This window comes from Chitinimonas sp. JJ19 (assembly GCF_036961565.1).
Lineage (GTDB): Bacteria > Pseudomonadota > Gammaproteobacteria > Burkholderiales > Chitinimonadaceae > Chitinimonas.
Genome location: NZ_JBAMDD010000003.1, coordinates 36,262 through 54,382, shown reverse-complemented (window position 1 = coordinate 54,382; position 18,121 = coordinate 36,262). Strand labels below are relative to the sequence as shown.

General features: G+C 60.8%; 18 protein-coding genes. 2 read left to right on the top strand and 16 right to left on the bottom strand.

Annotated features, from left to right (window positions below; genetic code table 11):
* Positions 1-40 precede the first annotated feature (40 nt).
* From ribH to nrdR, 11 genes are all read right to left on the bottom strand, one after another.
* On the bottom strand, positions 41-532 hold the full coding sequence (ribH, locus tag V7714_RS04760) for a 6,7-dimethyl-8-ribityllumazine synthase (protein WP_442890483.1): 492 nt from the start codon (positions 530-532) through the stop codon (positions 41-43).
* The gene (locus V7714_RS04755; protein WP_335708686.1) at positions 529-912 is read right to left on the bottom strand and encodes a type II toxin-antitoxin system death-on-curing family toxin; all 384 of its coding nucleotides are present in this window, start codon (positions 910-912) and stop codon (positions 529-531) included. The genes ribH and V7714_RS04755 overlap by 4 nt, the downstream gene beginning before the upstream one ends.
* The gene (locus V7714_RS04750) at positions 912-1,139 is read right to left on the bottom strand and encodes an AbrB/MazE/SpoVT family DNA-binding domain-containing protein (protein WP_284196307.1); all 228 of its coding nucleotides are present in this window, start codon (positions 1,137-1,139) and stop codon (positions 912-914) included. The genes V7714_RS04755 and V7714_RS04750 overlap by 1 nt, the downstream gene beginning before the upstream one ends.
* A gap of 76 nt (positions 1,140-1,215) precedes the next feature.
* On the bottom strand, positions 1,216-2,310 hold the full coding sequence (gene ribBA, locus V7714_RS04745; protein ID WP_308447555.1) for a bifunctional 3,4-dihydroxy-2-butanone-4-phosphate synthase/GTP cyclohydrolase II: 1,095 nt from the start codon (positions 2,308-2,310) through the stop codon (positions 1,216-1,218).
* Between the two features lie 47 nt (positions 2,311-2,357).
* Positions 2,358-2,996, bottom strand: coding sequence for a riboflavin synthase (locus V7714_RS04740; RefSeq protein WP_335708685.1), 639 nt, complete (start codon positions 2,994-2,996; stop codon positions 2,358-2,360).
* Positions 2,997-3,033: 37 nt separating this feature from the next.
* Entirely contained in the window at positions 3,034-3,777 is a 744-nt protein-coding gene (locus V7714_RS04735; RefSeq protein WP_335708684.1) for a class I SAM-dependent methyltransferase, read from the bottom strand.
* Positions 3,774-4,829: a S66 family peptidase gene (locus V7714_RS04730; protein WP_335708683.1), complete on the bottom strand. Its 1,056-nt coding sequence runs from the start codon at positions 4,827-4,829 to the stop codon at positions 3,774-3,776. Before V7714_RS04730 ends, V7714_RS04735 begins: the two co-directional genes overlap by 4 nt.
* Positions 4,826-5,446 (bottom strand): DJ-1/PfpI family protein, encoded by a 621-nt coding sequence (locus tag V7714_RS04725; protein WP_335708682.1) that lies wholly within the window; start codon positions 5,444-5,446, stop codon positions 4,826-4,828. Before V7714_RS04725 ends, V7714_RS04730 begins: the two co-directional genes overlap by 4 nt.
* Before the next feature lie 12 nt (positions 5,447-5,458).
* Positions 5,459-6,568 (bottom strand): bifunctional diaminohydroxyphosphoribosylaminopyrimidine deaminase/5-amino-6-(5-phosphoribosylamino)uracil reductase RibD, encoded by a 1,110-nt coding sequence (gene ribD / locus V7714_RS04720; protein ID WP_335708681.1) that lies wholly within the window; start codon positions 6,566-6,568, stop codon positions 5,459-5,461.
* Positions 6,565-7,638, bottom strand: a complete 1,074-nt coding sequence (locus V7714_RS04715) for a DUF2157 domain-containing protein (protein ID WP_335708680.1) — start codon at positions 7,636-7,638, stop codon at positions 6,565-6,567. Before V7714_RS04715 ends, ribD begins: the two co-directional genes overlap by 4 nt.
* Entirely contained in the window at positions 7,635-8,087 is a 453-nt protein-coding gene (gene nrdR, locus V7714_RS04710; protein ID WP_335708679.1) for a transcriptional regulator NrdR, read from the bottom strand. Before nrdR ends, V7714_RS04715 begins: the two co-directional genes overlap by 4 nt.
* A gap of 146 nt (positions 8,088-8,233) precedes the next feature.
* On the opposite strand from nrdR, the gene V7714_RS04705 reads away from it, so the two are divergent.
* On the top strand, positions 8,234-8,443 hold the full coding sequence (locus tag V7714_RS04705; protein WP_335708678.1) for a hypothetical protein: 210 nt from the start codon (positions 8,234-8,236) through the stop codon (positions 8,441-8,443).
* Positions 8,433-8,564 (top strand): hypothetical protein, encoded by a 132-nt coding sequence (locus V7714_RS04700; protein WP_335708677.1) that lies wholly within the window; start codon positions 8,433-8,435, stop codon positions 8,562-8,564. Before V7714_RS04705 ends, V7714_RS04700 begins: the two co-directional genes overlap by 11 nt.
* 245 nt (positions 8,565-8,809) lie before the next feature.
* Here V7714_RS04700 and V7714_RS04695 read toward each other — a convergent pair whose 3' ends face one another.
* The 5 genes from V7714_RS04695 to V7714_RS04675 form a co-directional block, all read right to left on the bottom strand.
* On the bottom strand, positions 8,810-9,916 hold the full coding sequence (locus tag V7714_RS04695) for an aminopeptidase (RefSeq protein WP_335708676.1): 1,107 nt from the start codon (positions 9,914-9,916) through the stop codon (positions 8,810-8,812).
* The gene (locus V7714_RS04690) at positions 9,916-11,091 is read right to left on the bottom strand and encodes a benzoate/H(+) symporter BenE family transporter (protein ID WP_335708675.1); all 1,176 of its coding nucleotides are present in this window, start codon (positions 11,089-11,091) and stop codon (positions 9,916-9,918) included. Before V7714_RS04690 ends, V7714_RS04695 begins: the two co-directional genes overlap by 1 nt.
* Before the next feature lie 178 nt (positions 11,092-11,269).
* On the bottom strand, positions 11,270-12,667 hold the full coding sequence (locus tag V7714_RS04685; RefSeq protein ID WP_335708674.1) for a M16 family metallopeptidase: 1,398 nt from the start codon (positions 12,665-12,667) through the stop codon (positions 11,270-11,272).
* The gene (locus V7714_RS04680; RefSeq protein WP_335708673.1) at positions 12,667-13,989 is read right to left on the bottom strand and encodes a M16 family metallopeptidase; all 1,323 of its coding nucleotides are present in this window, start codon (positions 13,987-13,989) and stop codon (positions 12,667-12,669) included. Before V7714_RS04680 ends, V7714_RS04685 begins: the two co-directional genes overlap by 1 nt.
* A gap of 176 nt (positions 13,990-14,165) precedes the next feature.
* Complete coding sequence (locus tag V7714_RS04675; protein ID WP_335708672.1) at positions 14,166-17,966, bottom strand: M48 family metallopeptidase; 3,801 nt, start codon at positions 17,964-17,966, stop codon at positions 14,166-14,168.
* Between the last annotated feature and the right edge of the window lie 155 nt (positions 17,967-18,121).

The window sequence follows — 18,121 nt, the reverse complement described above, 5'->3', positions numbered from 1 at the left end:
TACTTACTGCCTACTCGCTACACGTCAGGCAGCAAGGCCTTTACATCTTGAAGCGCTCGCGCAACGCTGCCTGCAAGCGGGCCATCTCCACGGCCACCTTGGCCGCATCGCTACCCTTTTCCTGCATACGCACCAGTGCCTGGTCGTCGTTCTCAGTGGTCAGGATGGCATTGGCGATGGGAATGCCAAAGTCCAGGCCTACCTGGGTCACACCCGAGCCCGATTCATTGGAGACCAGTTCAAAATGGTAGGTCTCGCCGCGAATGATGGCACCCAGGGCGATCAGGGCATCAAAACGGCCAGACTTGGCCATGGTCTGTAGTACCAGGGGCACTTCCAGGGCACCCGGCACACTGGTCAGCAGCACGTCGGCATCCTGCACACCCAGGCGTTTGAGTTCGTCGCGACAGGCCAGCAACAGGCCGCCACACACATCGTTGTTGAAACGGGCGGTGACGATGCCGATGCGCAAGCCCTTGCCGTCAAAGTTGGATTCGATTTCCGGTATGGATTCAAAACGGGCCATGTTCATGCTTTCAATTCAGTATGTTGTCGCAACAAGGCTGCCAGTGCCGGTCTATCCAGCTCGCTGACAGCAATACGTACTATCCAGTCCACCAGATCCACCTGGCTGAAGCAGAGCCGCCAACCGTTCTGTACCAGAAAGGTGGTCATGGTGGCAGCAGCGGTGCGCTTGTTGCCATCCAGAAAGGGATGGTTCTTCGCCAGCGAATGCGCGTAGGCTGCCGCGGCCTCGAACAGGTCGCCGGTGTACTCATGGGTCTGCTGTGCCTGGCCCAGCGCCGAGCGCATCAGTTCAATATCCCTGATGCCCTGCATGCCGCCAAAGGCGCGTATCTGGTCTTCGTGCATCAATAGCACCAGCGACTCAGGCAGAAAACGCACCACCATCAAAGGTCGGCCAGTTTCTGGAAGGCCGGGCGATACTGCTCCAGCACCTCCTGATAGGCACGCCAGCCCTCGGAAAAGGCCTCATCCACCGGCGTCAACAGCAAGCGTCCATTCTCGCTGGTGATCTCGAACTTTTGCCCCTCCGCCAGATGCAGGCTGCTGACCAGCTCGGCGGGTATGGTGGTAACAAAGCTGGAACCGACCTTGCGTAGCGAGACCTGGCTCATGGCGTGCTCCGTATTTCGTATATACAGCCGTATATCTTAGCACCAAGCCGCCATGGCGGTCAAAAAGCCTTACGAATCAAGGCTCGACAAAGCCCGTCACTTCCAAGCCAAAGCCGGCCATACTGGGCATCTTGCGGGCGGGAGACAGCAGGCGCATCTTGCCCACGCCCAAGGACTTGAGCATCTGGGCACCTACGCCATATGTGCGTAGATCCCATTTGGTGGGGTTGTTGAGTTTCAATTCCGGCAAGGCACGGGCCAGCAGATCCTCACCGCTTTCTTCGCGATGCAGTAGTACTGCCACCCCACGGCCCGCCTCGCTGATCGCGGCCAGGCTTTGATAGATGCCCCAGCTATGGCGGGTCTGGCCTGCGTCCATCCAGTCCATCACGCTCAGTGGCTCATGCACCCGTACCAGCACTTCATCGCTGGCCGTGAAATCGCCCTTGACCAAGGCCAGATGGGTACTGGTGCAACCCTGCTCCCGGAATGCCACCAGCTTGAACTCACCCGCTGGCGTCTGCACCATGCGCTCGCCAGCACGCTCCACCAGCGATTCGGTACGGCTACGATACTGGATGAGATCAGCGATGGTGCCTATCTTGAGCCCATGCTGGGCAGCAAAGGGTAGCAGCTCGGGCAAGCGTGCCATGGTGCCGTCGTCATTCATGACTTCGCAGATCACCGATGCCGGCAGGCAGCCCGCCATGCGCGCCAGGTCGCAACCTGCCTCGGTGTGGCCCGCACGCGCCAGCACCCCGCCCTCGCGCGCCATCAGCGGAAAAATATGGCCAGGCTGGACGATATCAGACGGCCTGGCATCGCGTGCCACGGCAGCCCGCACCGTCCGTGCACGGTCTGCGGCAGAGATGCCGGTACTCACCCCTTCGGCGGCCTCAATGCTGAGCGTGAAATTGGTGCCATGCGAGGCGCCATTCTTGGTCACCATCAAGGGCAGCTCCAACTGCCGGCAGCGCTGCTCGGTCAGGGTCAGGCAGATCAGGCCACGCGCGTGCTTGGCCATGAAGTTGATGGCCTCCGGGGTGACATGCTCGGCCGCCATGACGAGATCCCCCTCATTCTCGCGGTCCTCGTCATCCATCAGGATGATCATGCGGCCGGCAGCCAGCTCGGCAATCAGGTCGGGTATGGGAGAAATGGCAATGGACATGTAACGGGTACTTTCAGAATTCAAAGGGAAGCGGGTAAGCCAGCGGCTCAACCCTTGCGCTTTTTCAGCGCTTCAAACGGATCGGTTTCGGGCAGCATGCGCTCAAGATAGCGGGCGATCAGGTCTATCTCCAGATTGACCTTGTCACCGGCCTTCAGGTGCTTGAGCGAGGTGACTGCCACCGTATGGGGTATCAGGTTGACCGAGAAGATGCAGCGATCGTTGACGTCCTTGACCTGATTGGTGGTCAACGACACGCCATTGATCACCACCGAGCCCTTGATGGCAATGAATTTGGCCAGCGACTTGTCCGCCTGTACCACCAGTTGCCAGCTCTCACCCACCTCGACAAACTTGAGCACCTCACCCAGGCCATCTACATGGCCGGACACCAGGTGCCCGCCAAGGCGATCACCCAGCCGCAGCGCCTTCTCCAGATTCACCTCGCGGCCAGGGTCTTCCAATCCTACCGTGCAACGTAGCGATTCGGCCGAGATATCGTACTTGAAGCTGTGCTCCGTCTTGGCAATCACCGTCATACAGCCGCCGTTGACCGCGATGCTGTCGCCTATGGCAACGTCACGCAGGTCCAGGTGCTCGCTGACCACCATCACACGCAGGCCTTCGCCTTCCAGCGGTTGTACGGTGGCAATCTTGCCGGTGGCTTCAATGATGCCAGTGAACATGGCTATCCTTTCTCGATAGAGGGCGCCGACGCATGCGTCATGCCGGTTTTTGGCAGGCATGCAGCCGCAATGGCCAGCTCACACGCCTGGGCGCATCCCCCCAGAGCGGCGCAAGCTGCTTGCGCAACGCCGGCAGGGGGTCATGCTGTTTATCTTCTTTATAGCGCTGGGTAGCCGACCAGGTGCCCAGATATCCGATCAGTGCATCCAAGGTCCACATCAACACCATATTCAGTTCAGGTACAGGTAACCGGGGGTAAGGCATGGCCAAGCTGGCATAGCCCTGTTCCAGCCAACGCCGTTCTGGTGGCCAATACGCCCCAACCACATGGTGATAGTAGTCGGCCACGATGGCATCGATGGCAGGCTCGGTGGCGAACACCTCATAACACCAGATAGCCAGCACGCCACCGGGCTTGAGCACACGATCGGCCTCGGCCATGAAGGCGTCCAGATCAAACCAATGCAGCGCCTGCGCCACCGTGATCAAGTCCGCGCTGCCGGCGGCCAGCGAACTGCGTTCGGCTGCCTCCTGCCGGTAGACGATATGGGGGTGGGAGGGTGCATTTGCAAGCTGCCCGGCTGAGGGTTCGGTCGCAACAACCTGCTGGAAGTGCTCTGCCAGTGCCAGCGCCGCCTGTCCATTGCCGGTGGCGACGTCCCAGGCCAGCCCGGTGTTGTGCACCACCTGGGCCAGCCAAGTAAACAGGCTGGCCGGGTAGTGGGGCCGGAACTGTGCGTAGGCGGCAGACTGGTTCGAGAAGTGGTCCTGGAAGCTCATGGCAGGGTTGCCGACTCCACCAGGCTGATACGCTGGGCATCACAGTCTATCTCGACCATCACACCATAGGGCAACACACACATGGGATCAGTATGGCCAAAATCCATATGAGTCACCACGGCCAGTTCTGTCAGCCCCTCCTCATCCAGCACCTGCAACAGGGCCTCGTCGTATTCGACAAAGCGGCTGGGCGCCAGCTTGCCGCCCGGACGCCCCAGCAATATGCCCTGCAAGCCCTGCAGCACGCCTTGCTCAGCCAGATTGCGCAGAAAGTAGCGCAGCATGCTGGGGGCTGGTGCATCTTCAGAAGTTTCCAGGAACAGAATGGCACCCTGCCACTGCGCCAGCGAGGGCCAGCAGCGACTACCGCGCAGCATGTCCAGCACCTCCAGGCAGCCGCCCAGCAGATGGCCCCGCACCACCCCCTGCCCACGCAGGTAGCGCCACGGCAAGGGGGCGTTAAGCGGACGCGGCCGGGTCAGGCTGGCCACATCAGACCAGTCATACTGCTCTACCACCCAGCCGTCCGGGTTGGGGCGTATCTCCCCTGCTGGGCCATCTTCAAACAACAGGCGCTGCACCGACAGACGCAGGTAATCATGCAGCCCGCCGTTTTCCGCAAAACCGGACATGATGCTGGGGCCGTAAAAGCTGCCCAGGCCCGCCTTGTAGCAGGCCAGATGGCTGACCGTGCTGTCGGAGTAGCCCATATACACCTTGGGGTGCTTGCGTATCGCCTCGAAATCCAGATGTCGCAGCAGCCGTATCGAATCCTCGCCACCGATGGCGGAAATGATGCCGGCGATGGCAGGGTCGGCAAAAGCCTGCATCAGATCATCGGCCCGCGCCTGGGGATTGCGCGCCAGCCAGTTGGCCGGCTTCAGCGCATGCGGCATTTCCACCACGTCCAGGCCAAATGCCGCAGCCAGTTGCCGCTTGCCCTGCTCATAGCGCTCGGGGCAGGTTGCCGGCCCACCCCAGGACGATGCCACGACCGCAATGCGATCGCCACGGCGTAATTTGCGTGGGCGTATTATCGGGGGGTGGCTCAAATCGTTGTTCCTTGCGGCTGCGTCACAAAAGGCCGCACCACGCTCAGCAGTCGAGCCGCATAGCTATCCTTCTCGCCTACCGGCGCCACATAGTGCAGCGCCTCCTTTGCTGCGGCCTCGCCAGCCAGTCGCAGCATCACCCAACTGGCCAGGTACTGCGAGGCCAGGCAGCCCCCTGCAGTCGCCAGATTGCCTTCCGCATGGAAAGGTGCGTCCACCACCTGGACACCGGCCTCCTGCACCCAGGGTTTGGTGATCAAATCCGTACAGGCCGGCAAGCTGCTCAAGAGACCCAGGCGAGCCATCAACAAGGTGCCCGAGCACTGGGCGCCGATCAGCTGCCGCGCTGGGTCCAGCTTCAACCTGGCCAAGGTGGCTGCATCGGCAGCGACCTCCCGGGTCTTGATACCACTACCAAACAGCACCACCTCGGCTTCGTTGGCAAACTCCAGCGGCTGTTGGCTGCTGATGCCGACGCCATTCATGGAAGTCAGTTGCGGCGCCGACCCTGCAATCTCCGCCTGCCAACCCAGCCCACGCAGGCGATTGAGCATACCCAGCGCAATAAATGAGTCCAGCTCGTTGAAACCGTCAAACGTAACAATGGCGATGCGCATGCAGCACGCTCCTCAATCAAAGCGCAGGGTGTAGCGCATATCTGGCCCCACCTGGCGGCTATCCACCAGCCTTGGCGCCAACTTGTCGGCCAGTCGTGCCAGACTGAAATCTGCCATATGGGCAGCGGCACTCCCCAGCAGGACAGGCGCCTGATACAGCACCAGTTCATCCACCAGGCCGCTTTGCAGCCAGGCGCCATTCAAGCGCCCACCCGATTCCACCGTCACCTCATTCATCCCGCGCTGCCCCAGCAAGGCCAGCGTAGCTGCTAAATCAACCCGCCCGGCACCATCCGGCAGCGCCACCACCTCGGCCCCGGCTTCCCGCAAGGCATCGGCATGGCTGGACGGCGCATCGGCGGTAATCACCAGCGTCTTGCCCGGCGCTGTCAACATGCGGGCATTGATCGGTAGCTGGGCGCGGCTATCGAGCACCACGCGTAGCGGCTGCCGGCCATCCCAGGCAAGTCCATCCAGCTCACGCACCGTCAGCAGTGGGTCGTCCTTCAATACCGTACCGCTACCGGTCAACATGGCGCAGGAGCGGGCACGCAGCCTTTGCACATCCGCCCTGGCCGCCGGCCCGGTAATCCATTGCGATTCGCCGTTGGCCAGTGCTGTCTTGCCATCCAGGCTGGCTGCCAGTTTTAGCCGCAACCAAGGCCGCTGCCGCTCAATGCGGGACAAAAACCCCTTCAGCGACTCGCGTGCCTCCGGCGCCATCAGGCCAACTTCGGCCGCAATACCTGCCTCTCGCAGCATGGCCAAGCCCTTGCCAGCCACCAAGGTATGCGGGTCAACCAGGGCAGCCACTACCCTGGCAACACCCGCCTCGATCAGGCCCTTGGCGCAAGGTGGCGTGCGGCCATAATGGGCACAGGGCTCAAGGGTGACATAAGCCGTGGCGCCCACCGGGGTCTCGCCCCTGGCGATCGCATCACGCAAGGCCATGACCTCGGCGTGCGGGCCACCGGCAATCTGGGTGTGGCCCTGGCCGATCAGCCTGCCATCACGCACCAGCACGCAGCCCACGCTGGGATTGGGCGTGGTGATGCTCCGCCCCCCCTCCGCCACCCGCAAGGCCTGCGCCATAAAACCGTGGTCAGCTGCACTGAAACTCATGCCTGCCGTGCCTCGATCAGCTCCGCCAACTGGGGAGAAATGCGGCGCCGCCAGCGGCTACCCAGCGCAGCGCCATGCTTGTTCCACCACACCCCAGCGAACACAATGGCCAAACCGATCAGGCTCAAGGTAAAGGCAAACAGCAGGCTATCCTCAAAGACATCGTAGGCCAGATAGCCCAGATAACCCGCCACACCCAACCCGCCGAAAACGGCAAAGGCACGGCGCGACAGCACTGCGCCGACAAAGATCAGGCCCAGATTGATGCCGCAATAGATAAGCTTGCCGAACTGGCTGCCCGAATCCATGGCTGACAGCGCCCCCCAGAAGGCCAGCAGCCCGAACAGATAGAGCCAGAACGCATAATCTTGCTTCAACATCCGGGTACGCAGGTCTATCACCAGCGCCAAGGCCAGCATCAGCAAGCCAAACCCGAGCGAGACAAACTTGCGCAGGTCCCACACCGATGCGTAATAGCCGCTATAGTCGTCTGAATTGGCCAGACCCATGGCGATCCAGGCCGCCACGTCCATGCTCATATACCAGAGAGTGACAGCCACGGGCATGGTCATGAACGGCAGCCTGTAGCGCCACAGCATGACGGCAGCGGCGACCAGCGTGGCCAGCTCCATGATCAGCCAGCGCCAGTCTATCCAGACATGGAAATCACTGTATTGGCCACCATCGTCCCAGTGGCCCATGGCAGCCTCCACGCCGTAAACCGCCAGGGGAACCAGCACAATGCTCAGCGTCAGCAGGATGCCAGCGGGGATGCGCAGCTGCTTTGACTCCAGAAACCAGACACCCAGGCGCCAGGCCAGAAAACCATAGGCAAGGGCGAAAACCGTCAGCGAAACCGGCCCCCAGGTGGCGTAGCCCACGGTCATGAACAGGCTCATGGCCGCGATGGCGATTGCACCACCCAGGTAATACAGCACGTGGGCAAACCGGAACTGCGCATGGTCGTCCGGATTGGCTTGGGTCAGGAACTGCCACAAGGCATCTGCCTGGCCTGCCTGCAGTACGCCCTGTGTCTCGGCATGCGTCAGATCTTGGCGGCTTAACTTCATTTCTTGCTCACCTCTCGTATCAAGTCGCGGAAGTCATCCACATCCTGGAAGCTGCGGTAAACCGAGGCAAAGCGGATATACGCCACCTTGTCCAGCTTGGCCAGTTCGGCCATCACCATCTCGCCTATACGCCGTGACTCCACCTCGCGCTCGCCCAGCGACAGCACTTTCTGGTCTATCCGGGCTATGGCTTCATCCACCAGTTGGGTAGGCACTGGCCGCTTATGCAGGGCACGGTGAAAGCTCACCCTCACCTTGTTGCTGTCGTAGTCGGCACGGCTGCCATTGGCCTTAACCACTTGTGGCGGCCTGACCTCGGCCGTCTCGAAAGTGGTAAAGCGCTTGTCGCACCCGGCACATTTGCGCCGTCGCCTGATGCTATCGCCTTCTTCCGAAAGGCGGGTATCGACCACTTGGGTATCGGCCGAGCCACAGAACGGGCATTTCATCTCGCTGCTCCGCTACTTGAATAGCCGGCATTCTAACCGTGGCGCGGCCTGCAGCGGGCTAAAACCAGTCAACTGGCACAGGGTCACGGCCAGCACAGAAACACGTCTGTCATGCCGATTTCGATCAGACGTAACAAACGCCACTTATGCTGCAACGCACAAATCACCTCACAGAGCTGACCATGCCTTACTCACCGCGCCATCCGAAACCGTCTACCTTTTTTGCCGAGCCGCTGCTGACCATCGCCGTCACCGTGCTGTTTACCTACGCACTGGTGTCCGACCCCCGGCCCGCCGCCCCTACCCAGCCAGATTCGCCGGTGCTGGCCCAAGCAGGTACCCGCCATGCTGGCTGAGCCACTGATTGCCGCGCCACCGCGCCAGCCGAGCCTGCGTATTCGACTGATTGACGTGCTAGGCCTGCTGCTGCTTGCCCTGCTGGCCATGGCCTGGCGTTGCGCCACCGTGGACGACTGAGCGCCTGTTGGTGGACGCAAGTCATCGATGGTTGTAACAGGCTGCGCGGGTGCCAGGGAAAGCCCCGCACTGCGGCTTTCCCGAATGCCGAAACCGCCAATGGCTAGGCTTGCCGCAGCGCAGCATGATGAATGGGTTCGCAACAGGATGGCTGTTCCGGGACAGAAAGCCCTCTTGTGCCCTCCCCCTTCCTCCTCTCCCCGAGGGCATGGGGGGTGGGCAGCGTCCTGATGTTGACCATACGCTCAGGGCGCTGCTGTGGACGGTGTTGTTGCTCCGTGCTGCGTCTCCCCTATGACAGCAGCGCTTCTCAGGGCCGCCAGCGCTTCATCGCGGGCGGCCCGATTTTTTTCTGCCAACTGGCGCACCGCCAGATAAAACGCCGAAAAATCGCCCCCCAACTGCCTGAACAAAGCCCGAAATGCCGGTACCTTCTCGTGGTAGGTCGCCAGAGACGCCATATGGGCATTGTTGGGATGGGGCTGGAACCAAGCGTCATAGCCCAGATAGCCTCCCCACTCCGCCTTCAGCGCTTGGTAGCCGCGCTCCAGCTCAGCCTGTATCTCGACTTTGGCAGCACGCTTGGCGTCATCGGCCTGCTCGCTGGTATAGACAGCCTCCAGCAACGCCCTGCCCTGCTCCATCAGCCGCCTGAAGGCCTGCCGCCGCTGCTCCGCCCTGGGATAAGCCTCACGCGCTGCGGCATCGCCCTCCAGTGCCAGCCAACGCTCGTAGCCCTCCAGCTCCACGGCCGTGGCGAAGGCCTCGTTGAAACCACTGTCGTCCTTGATATACAGCTGCTGATGGGCCAGTTCGTGAAAGATCAGCCTGGCAAGCACAGCCTTGTCGTAGCGTAGGGTGGTATTAAGCAGCGGGTCCGAAAACCAGCCCAGGGTGGAATAAGCCGGAACACCGTAAAGGAATACATCCTCGCCCAGGGCCTTGCGTGATTCTGCATATTGCTGGGCTTCGGCCTCGCTGTAATAGCCCCTATAGCTCAGGCAACCGGCAATAGGAAAGCAGCTTTCCTGGGGTTTGAGCGACAGCGGCGGTGTGCTGACGATGTTCCACAGCGCATAGGGCCGGCCCAGATCAGCATAGCGGGTGTAGCTGGCATTATCGGGCAGCTTCAGCTCGCGTATGGCGAACTCACGCAACCGTTGCGCCAGCCTCAGCTTGTTCGCCGTCTCAGGCGTGGTCGCCGGGTCGGCCAGTACCTCGTCTATGGCTCTGGCTTTACTCATGACCTCGGCCTGCCCGGTTGCCGCCTGGCCAACAAACGCCACGCTGGCACAGCCCGTTACACCCAGGCAGAACAACAAACCCAGCAGCCGTCCCAGCCATGCAGCCATCAGGCCACCTTGGGCTTGGCAGCCCGCAGATTCAGTACCACCAATGCCAGCACGCCAGCCACCAAGCCCCAGAAAGCAGAGCCTATACCGCCCAGGCTGACGCCCGATGCCGTCACCAGAAAAGTGATCAAGGCGGGCTCACGCTGATTGTCCTCGCGCATGGCCAAGGCCAGTCCGCTGGAGAGCGCCCCGAACAAGGCAATGCCGGCAATGGCCAAGACCAACTCCGTGGGGAAGGCCGCAAACAAGGCCCCGACCGAGCCCCCCAGCAAACCCAGCAGCAGGTAGAAGCCACCAGCAGCCACGCTGGCGCGATAACGCTGTGCAGGGTCCTCGTGCGCCTCCTTGCCGGCACAGATGGCGGCAGTGATGGCCGCCAGGTTGAGGGCAAAACAGCCGAACGGCGCCAGCAGCAGGTTGGTGAAGCCTGTCCAGCCCACCAGGGCCGAAACCGGGGGCTCGTAGCCAGAGGAGCGTAGCACGGCAACACCGGGGATGTTCTGCGAGGCCATGGTCACGATAAACAGCGGCAGGCCTATGCCCATCATGGCAGTCCAGCTGAACTGCGGTGTGGTCCAGACTGGCGCGGCAAAGGCAAAGCTCACCCCATCCAGCTTGATCAGGCCGAACCAGGCAGCCAGCAAGCTCCCCACCAGCAGCACGGCCACCACGGCATAGCGGGGCAGAAAACGCTTGAACAACAGATATGCCAGGAACATGGGCAGCACTATCCAGAACTGCCCCTGCATGGCGGTAAAGGCATTGATGCCGAATTTCAGCAACACCCCTGCCAACATGGCCGCCGCAATGGAGAGCGGAATGTATTTCATCGCCCGTTCAAACCAGCCCGTGATACCGCACAACGTAATCAAGGCCGCCGAGAAGACAAACGCACCAATGGCCTCACCCATGCCGTAGCCTGCCAGGCTGGTAGTCAGCAAGGCGGCACCCGGCGTGGACCAGGCGGTAGAAACAGGAATGCGGTAGCGTAAGGACAGACCTATGCAGGTCAGCCCCATGGCAAAACCCAGCACCATCAACCAGGAAGCCAGTTCAGCCGGGGTGGCACCAGCCGCCCGGGCCGCCTGGAAGATAATCGCCGCCGAGCTGGTATAGCCCACCAATACGGTAATGAAACCGGCAGCAAGTGACGGCAGGGGGATCAGCTTGTACATGTCAGAAGGCGCCAGCAATAAGGGACAGCCAGACAATAGACTAGCCCATGTAGCGCAAGCCCGGTACACCTGATGGCCAGTGGCCGACACAGTCGCCCCACCTACCCAGCAAAACGCCACGGCTGACCGTGGCGTTCTGGGTACTCCTCTTGACTAACAACAAGCGTGCAGCAACGACTTACTTGGTTGCCTTGGCGGCAAAACCATCAGCCTTGATATCCACCTCCAGCACCTCGCCATACTTGGCAGCGATGGGCCGTATGGCCTCGGCCTTACCGACCAGCACCATTTGCAGCTTGTCCTTGGGGAAATGCTTGTCTATCAGGACACGAGCCTGCTCCGGCGTCAGGCTATCTACCTTCTGGCTGAACTGATTGACCTGCTCATCGCCAAAACCATAGATGAACATCTCGCCCAGCAAACCGGCAAGCTGCGCGCCCGTCTCATACCGGGGCGGGAACTGTCCCTTCACATAGGCCTTGGCTGATTCCAGCGTCTCGGCATCAATGCCGCGCGTCCACAGGCGCTGATAGGTTTCGGTGGCCAGCGCCAACGCCGCTTCGGTCTTGGGCAGTGCGGTAAAGCTGGATACCGCAAATGTGCCGTTCTGGCCATAGGTGGTAAAGCCACTGCCAGCCCCATAGGTCAGGCCGGAGTTCACCCGTAGCTCATCATTGAGCCAGGAAGTGAAGCGTCCTCCCAGCACCGTATTGATCACCTGCAAGGGTACGTAGTCCGGGTCGCCGCGCGAGATACCCGCACCGCCAAACAAGAAGGTGGTTTCCCGCGCATCCTCCTTGTTCACCAGCAACACCCGCGCCTTGCTGGCCTGGGTGGGGCTGGCCGGCAATGCCGCCGGTGCCGCACCCTCGGCGCGCCAGCCGCCGAACAGCTGCTCTATCTGGCCACGCATTTCAGCAGTCTTGAAATCACCTACCACCACCACGGCCGAGGTGTCAGGACGATAGTAGCGACGGTGGAAAGCCGCCAGATCGCTGCGCTTGAGCTTGGCCAGGCTGCTGCCCGTCCCCTCTATCGGATTACCATAAACCCCTTCACCATAAAGCAACTTGGCGTAATAACTGCGTATGACGTTGCGCGGGCTTTCCTTGGCCTGCTTCAACTCATCCATGGTGCGTGCGCGCAGCTTGCCGAACTCATGCTCCGGAAAACTCGGCTGCTGGACGATATCGGCCAGCATGGGCAGCAGGGTCGCCACATCATCGCGGGCAAAACTGGCGGCCACCATGCTGAACTCGACACCGCTGCCACCACCGATATTGGCGCCACGGAAATCAAAGGCATCATCCAGTGCCTGCTTGCTGTATTTCTTGCTGCCCAGCAGCACGCCATCTGCCGTCAAATTGGCCAGGCCAGCCTGGGTGCCATCCAACGCACCACCAGCACGGCTGATCACGCGTACGGCCACCAGCGGGACGTCATGGCGCTCCATCAGGTAGACATTGAGGCCATTGGGCAGCTTGGCCGTGGCATAGGCCGGCAGGCGGAATTCGCCTGCCAGGGCAGAACCGGCCAGCGCAATCAAGCCAGCCAGGAAGGTTATCTTCAGCATCATCAATCCTCCTTGGCCGCGAGCACGCCAACCGTGCGTTGCGACTTCTTCAGGTATTTGGCAGCAACCGTCTTGATATCGGCAACCGTGAGCCGCTTGTAGGCAGCAGGTACATCAAACAGCTTGCGGTAGTCGCCGCCGAACACCTCATAGTGCCCTATGCTGGCCGCCTGGCCGTTGATGGTCTCCAGGCTGCGATAGAACTCCACCACCTTCTGGTTCTTGACCTTCTGCAACTCCTGCTCGGTCACGCCCTGCTTTACCACGCGATCCAGCTCGGCAGTAAAGGCCTGTTCCAGCTTGCCCGCAGCAACGCCATCGGCAGCCACAGCGTAGAATTGCATCAGGCCGGGATCAAACGTATCGCCTTGCCCGGCATCCACATCACTGGCCAGGCGCTTGTCCACCAGCGCCTTGTAGAGACGCGAGGTCTTGCCGCTGACCAGCAGGCTTTGCAATACATCCAGCGCGTAGTGATCGGGATGGTTGGTTTGCGGCACCTTGTACGCCACCATCAGATTGGGCGTGGTCACCGACTCCTTGCGCACGAACACACGGCGCTCGCCCACCTGTTCTGGCTCCACCGTGCGGACTGCGGGTGGCGCTGCGCGAGCGGGTACCGGCCCAATGTATTGCTCAGCCAGACGCTTCACCTCGTCGAACTTCACATCGCCCACGATCACGGCCACTGCATTATTGGGGGCGTAGTAGGTATCGAAGTAACGACGCAGGTCTTCCTGGGTCCAGGCCTTGATATCGGACTCATGCCCGATGACCGGCCAGGAATAAGGATGCGCACGGAAAGCGGCAGCTTCTACCACCTCGCTCAGCATGCGCCAGTTGGAATTCTCCAGCCCCGTGATGCGCTCGGACGCCACCACACCACGCTCGCTCTCGACCATCTTGGGGTCGATGGCCAGATTGCCAATACGGTCGCCTTCCAGCGCAAATATGGTTTCCAGCGATGAGGCGGGGAACCAATCCTGGTAAACCGTCAGATCATTGGAGGTGTAAGCGTTGTTGGAACCACCCTTGGATTCCATCACGCGGTCGAACTGCTTGGGGCCATAGACCTTGGCACCATTGAACATCATGTGCTCGAAGAAGTGCGACAGCCCGGTAATGCCGGGTGCCTCATTGCGCGATCCCACCTTCCAGAAGGTGTAGAAGTTCGCATTGGGGATGGCACTGTTCTCCAGCACCAGGAACTTCATGCCATTGCCCAGCGTAAAGGTCTTCACCTCATCGGCCGTCAGGGCGTGGGCCGGCGCAACCGTCAGGCCAAACACCAAGCCTCCGGCCGCGAGCAGGGTTTTCCACTTCATTGTTATTGCTCCTTTATATGGCTATCTTGCCGCGCCCAGGACTCGCCGCCTGCGCATACGGCAAGGGGACAGATCATGCGCTGACCGGCGCGGCATGTTGCCATAGCCCATGCCCACAGCCGAGGTCTTGCGACGAAACGCAAAAAAACCCGATGAAATGAGACAGGTGACGAAGCTCACCCCAGATATGGCCGCTCAGAAGGCATCAGCAGGCGCTTGCTATCCTCGCGCCAATGCTTGGGCGCCTGTGGGCCGAGCATGATGGCGCCCATGCCATAAGCTGCGCCACGCAAACTGGGCATCAACCCATCCAGCAGTCGTTCGGCCTGTGCAGTATTGCGGCCGGCCAGCAAGGCATCGCGGAAAGCCAGCAGGCTCGCTCGCTCCTGCGGTTCCATATCGGTCATTGCTGCCGCATATACGCTGCCATCCACCCGCTCCCTGGCGGCCAATGCCAGCATCACCCAAGCCGAGTCCTGGCTCAGCCCAGCGTCCTTGCCCAGTGCCAGCGCCTGTTGCACCAGCTTCGCATCGGCACCATCCGAGCCCGCAGCCATGCGCACCATATAACTTTCCGACGGTGTACCACGCACCAGTTCCAGTGCGGCATCTAGCTGCCCGCCCGCGAGCAGTGAGGTCGCCTTCAACGTACCTTGCAGTGTCGGGTCGGCAGCTTCAATGGCCTGTTGCAAGCGCAACTGGCTGGACGATTCCACAATGTTGTCGGGCACCCTTTGCTTGTTAAGGCGATAAATACGGGCCAGCTCCACACCTATGCTATCGCGCATGGCCGGTAGGCGTTTATGCGCCCCCAGAAAGTAGGTCTCGGCCGCCGCCCAGCGCTGATGGCTACCCTCTGCGTAAGCAGCGCCTAGTGAGAACCAGCCAAGCTCAGGCCAACGCTTGGCGCCCGCTATCATCGCGCTATCGCGTGCAGTGGTTTTCTCCTGGCAACGGACAGCCAGATACTGCAATTGAGGAGACTCCGGCTTGGCCAGGGCAAGCTGCTTGTGCCGTGCGCAGACAGCCGCATGATGCACCCCACTGGCATCCTGTTCTGCCCGCAAGCTGATGACTTCCTCCGGGTCTTCCTTCAAGCGTGCGGATAGTAAGCCGGCGTATTCCGGATAGGGCTGCGCCAGCATGAGCCAATGCATGGCATAGATAGACTCTGCACCTTCCCAGCGCGCCCGTTGCAGCACAAGGGCTTTGCGTGCGCCCTCATCGTCGGGCAGCATGCCCAGCTCGGTATAGGGGCCTGCGTTGCCCCCTCCCGCCAGTGCAACACGCCTGCCGCCATTTCCCTTGCTTTCGATGCTAGCTGGTGGCTGCGAGAAGCGGTACTCAGCCTCGGTGGCAAACCAGCGCGGTGCACCTTTGAAGCGTGGCTCCTCCTCAGCGTAGCTGCCATATACGGCGGTCCACTCCACCATGGGGCTTGCGCCCGCCACGTTGTAGACGTAATGCAATGCGGTCGCCTGCAGCTCTGGCTCAAAACTCTCTATCAGGCGGCCATCCAGCGTGTGCGCCTCTAGCTTCACATCGCCAAAGCTAGGCAGGTCGACCAACTCATATGTACCCGATTCAAGCGTGATTTGCCTGCCGGCGGCATTCACCAGCACCGGTGCGCCAAAGCCGTTGTAGACAGTCACATCTGTTTGCGCCGCACCGCCACCAAAACCCAGCACAAGGCCAATAATGCCCCCCGCCACCAGCAGGCGCGCAACCAAGGCAACAGGGCCATCCGCAATCTGGAAGCGCACCCACCACTTCAGCTTGGTTTGCCGGGGTCGTTCATTGCCAGGCAACAACACCGGATAGTCATCTGGCACCACCGGCGCGATGGGTGCCGGTTCAGCGACGAGCCCTTCACGGAACTGCTTAGCCAGTTGCCCTTCTACACTCAGCAACTGTCCCAGCGCTGCGTCGCGCAATGCACTCAGTACATTGGCGTAGGCATTCACCCAACCATCAATGACCTTTAGCCATTGATTGATGTTTTCCAGGCTGGCCATGGGCAGCTCAAGCACACCCAGCGCCTGTGACCAGCCGGTGGCCTGCATGCGCGCCAGCACCGCATCCCCCGGCAAGACGGACGTAGCGCGTTGCCCGTACTGCAAGCTCATGATGGTGTGCAAGCGATTTGCCGCTGCCACGATGCGCCCGGCTGCGGCCGAATCCACTTTACCGCCAGCCGTTTCGATGGCGAGCACATTGCCCAAGGCACCCTGGGCATCGCGTACATCTGCCTGGCTATGCTCGGCAAAATGGATCAGCGCAGCCAACCCGCGCAAATACGCTTCCCACCCCTGCCCCATCTGCCGGGCGATGGCCAGATGTGCAGTACGGCACTGCTTGTCGTGCTGCTGCAGAAGCTGCTCGACAAGCTCAAACTCTTTCTTTACCTCTTCAATGACCACCGGCAATTCTCGCCGACGCAGCAATCGGCCACGATGGCGTATCTCACCATCGGTCGCCGTCATGCTGCCTTGCTTCAGGCCTTCAAGCAACGCCAGCTCCTTACCCAGGCTGCGCCAGCGATCCAGCTCGTGCCCCAGGCTGTCCGGATACAGTGCGTCGATATCAGCCTGGGCAGGCGCACCAATGTGGCCATAAAGGTCGCCCGGCTTACCGACATGCCGCACCACCGAACGCCCCAGATATGCGCCACGGTAAAAGCGATTCAGATCCTCGCGCTGGAATTGCTTGTCCAGCTTCTCCAGCGCTTCTTCCATGGCGATGGGTGTGGGTTTGCCATCCGCCAAGCGGAAGACATGGACAGACATGTCTTCTCGCAACTTGGCGGCATCACGGAACAGCAGCCAGGCACTACGGCTCTCGCCGGGCACCGGCAGGTAAACGCGCTTGGCGTTGGCTTCACGCTCATGATTGAACGGGTGCGTCGACCACATCCTGGGCGGTTGTGCGAGATCAGCCGTGAACAAGCGGTGATCCTGCGGCTGTCTGGCCGGAATGGCCGGAGGTCGGCAATAGTCCGGCTCGTTCAGGATGGTGCGCATATGGGCAATAACCCGCGATTGCACCGCAAACAGATCAGTCACTCGCTGGCCAGCATCGAACTCGCTTGCAGCAAACCCCACAGCGCGATCCCAGGCATCGTCAGCCGCCCCAAGGCGATGCAACGCATGCACCAGCTCATCGCTGCCCGTCAGCGACACCGCGACCAGATCGGCCTGCATTTCCATCTCGCGCGAGAGCGCACGCTGTGCCAGCACCACCAGATGAAAAGCTGATTCCAGCAGTGATCGGATAGACCAAACGATTAACGACAGTATCCAACCTATCCAGGCCACACGAATGTCAAACCGTGACAAACCGGAAAGGAAGCCATCAAGCATGTCGCGCTTGGCAATGATGTGGCCGGCAATCTGCTGGGAGATATAGACCCAACGCCCCACCGCCATGGTGCGCTGGGCAAAATGGCCGAACTCGTGCGCCAATACAGCCTTCAGTTCGCCCAACGTCAGTACGTTGACCAGCGGCAAGCCAATTTCAAGGTTCTTGCGCGAGGGGAACAGCAGATTGAGGATGGATAGGTCGTAAAACACCGCGGCATTCACACGCGGCGAAAGAAATACCCGATGCGGCCTGGGCGCGCCTGCCTCGTCGGCAAGCTTGTACAGAAAGGCAAACAGCGTGGGCTCGTCCTTGGCGGTAACCTCGATATCGTCAGGCTCGCCACCTTGCTTGACGAAAAACAGCGCCTTGAGCATGAATACCGCAAGGAACGCCGATGCGGCGGCAGTCACCACAGACTGTAGGCCGGCATCGGTATTCACGCTTGCCATCCAAAGGCGCCAGGACTGCCAGACAAACCATGCGGAAAGTGACAGGTAAAGCAGGACAAAAAACATCAGGCCAGCGACGGCCAGCCATGCACTACGCTTGTAACGCGCTGTCGGCGCAGTCAGATCAGCAGGCACCGAGGCCGGGCCGGCTGGATAGAGGTTTTCCATACTTATTTCCATCGTCTTATATACAAAAACTGCCGGTCAGCTGATTGAACAAGCAGCCTATCTAACTGATATTAAAATGAATAATTAGAATTCAATAAAATCAGGGGATAGGATTATATCCTTTGGAAACCCGATTCGCATAGCCAGCACAAGCT

Bases quoted from the DNA above. Each gene is read 5' to 3' on its own strand.
- ribBA (WP_308447555.1), bottom strand. From the start codon at position 2,310: ATGTCCATTGCCATTTCTCCCATACCCGACCTGATTGCCGAGCTGGCT.
- V7714_RS04725 (WP_335708682.1), bottom strand. From the start codon at position 5,446: ATGCGCATCGCCATTGTTACGTTTGACGGTTTCAACGAGCTGGACTCA.
- ribD (WP_335708681.1), bottom strand. From the start codon at position 6,568: ATGAGTTTCAGTGCAGCTGACCACGGTTTTATGGCGCAGGCCTTGCGG.
- ribH (WP_442890483.1), bottom strand. From the start codon at position 532: ATGAACATGGCCCGTTTTGAATCCATACCGGAAATCGAATCCAACTTT.
- V7714_RS04755 (WP_335708686.1), bottom strand. From the start codon at position 912: ATGGTGGTGCGTTTTCTGCCTGAGTCGCTGGTGCTATTGATGCACGAA.
- V7714_RS04690 (WP_335708675.1), bottom strand. From the start codon at position 11,091: ATGTACAAGCTGATCCCCCTGCCGTCACTTGCTGCCGGTTTCATTACC.
- V7714_RS04735 (WP_335708684.1), bottom strand. From the start codon at position 3,777: ATGAGCTTCCAGGACCACTTCTCGAACCAGTCTGCCGCCTACGCACAG.
- V7714_RS04750 (WP_284196307.1), bottom strand. From the start codon at position 1,139: ATGAGCCAGGTCTCGCTACGCAAGGTCGGTTCCAGCTTTGTTACCACC.
- V7714_RS04680 (WP_335708673.1), bottom strand. From the start codon at position 13,989: ATGAAGTGGAAAACCCTGCTCGCGGCCGGAGGCTTGGTGTTTGGCCTG.
- V7714_RS04740 (WP_335708685.1), bottom strand. From the start codon at position 2,996: ATGTTCACTGGCATCATTGAAGCCACCGGCAAGATTGCCACCGTACAA.
- V7714_RS04705 (WP_335708678.1), top strand. From the start codon at position 8,234: ATGCTGCAACGCACAAATCACCTCACAGAGCTGACCATGCCTTACTCA.
- V7714_RS04695 (WP_335708676.1), bottom strand. From the start codon at position 9,916: ATGGCTGCATGGCTGGGACGGCTGCTGGGTTTGTTGTTCTGCCTGGGT.
- V7714_RS04715 (WP_335708680.1), bottom strand. From the start codon at position 7,638: ATGAAGTTAAGCCGCCAAGATCTGACGCATGCCGAGACACAGGGCGTA.
- nrdR (WP_335708679.1), bottom strand. From the start codon at position 8,087: ATGAAATGCCCGTTCTGTGGCTCGGCCGATACCCAAGTGGTCGATACC.
- V7714_RS04700 (WP_335708677.1), top strand. From the start codon at position 8,433: ATGCTGGCTGAGCCACTGATTGCCGCGCCACCGCGCCAGCCGAGCCTG.
- V7714_RS04675 (WP_335708672.1), bottom strand. From the start codon at position 17,966: ATGGAAAACCTCTATCCAGCCGGCCCGGCCTCGGTGCCTGCTGATCTG.
- V7714_RS04685 (WP_335708674.1), bottom strand. From the start codon at position 12,667: ATGATGCTGAAGATAACCTTCCTGGCTGGCTTGATTGCGCTGGCCGGT.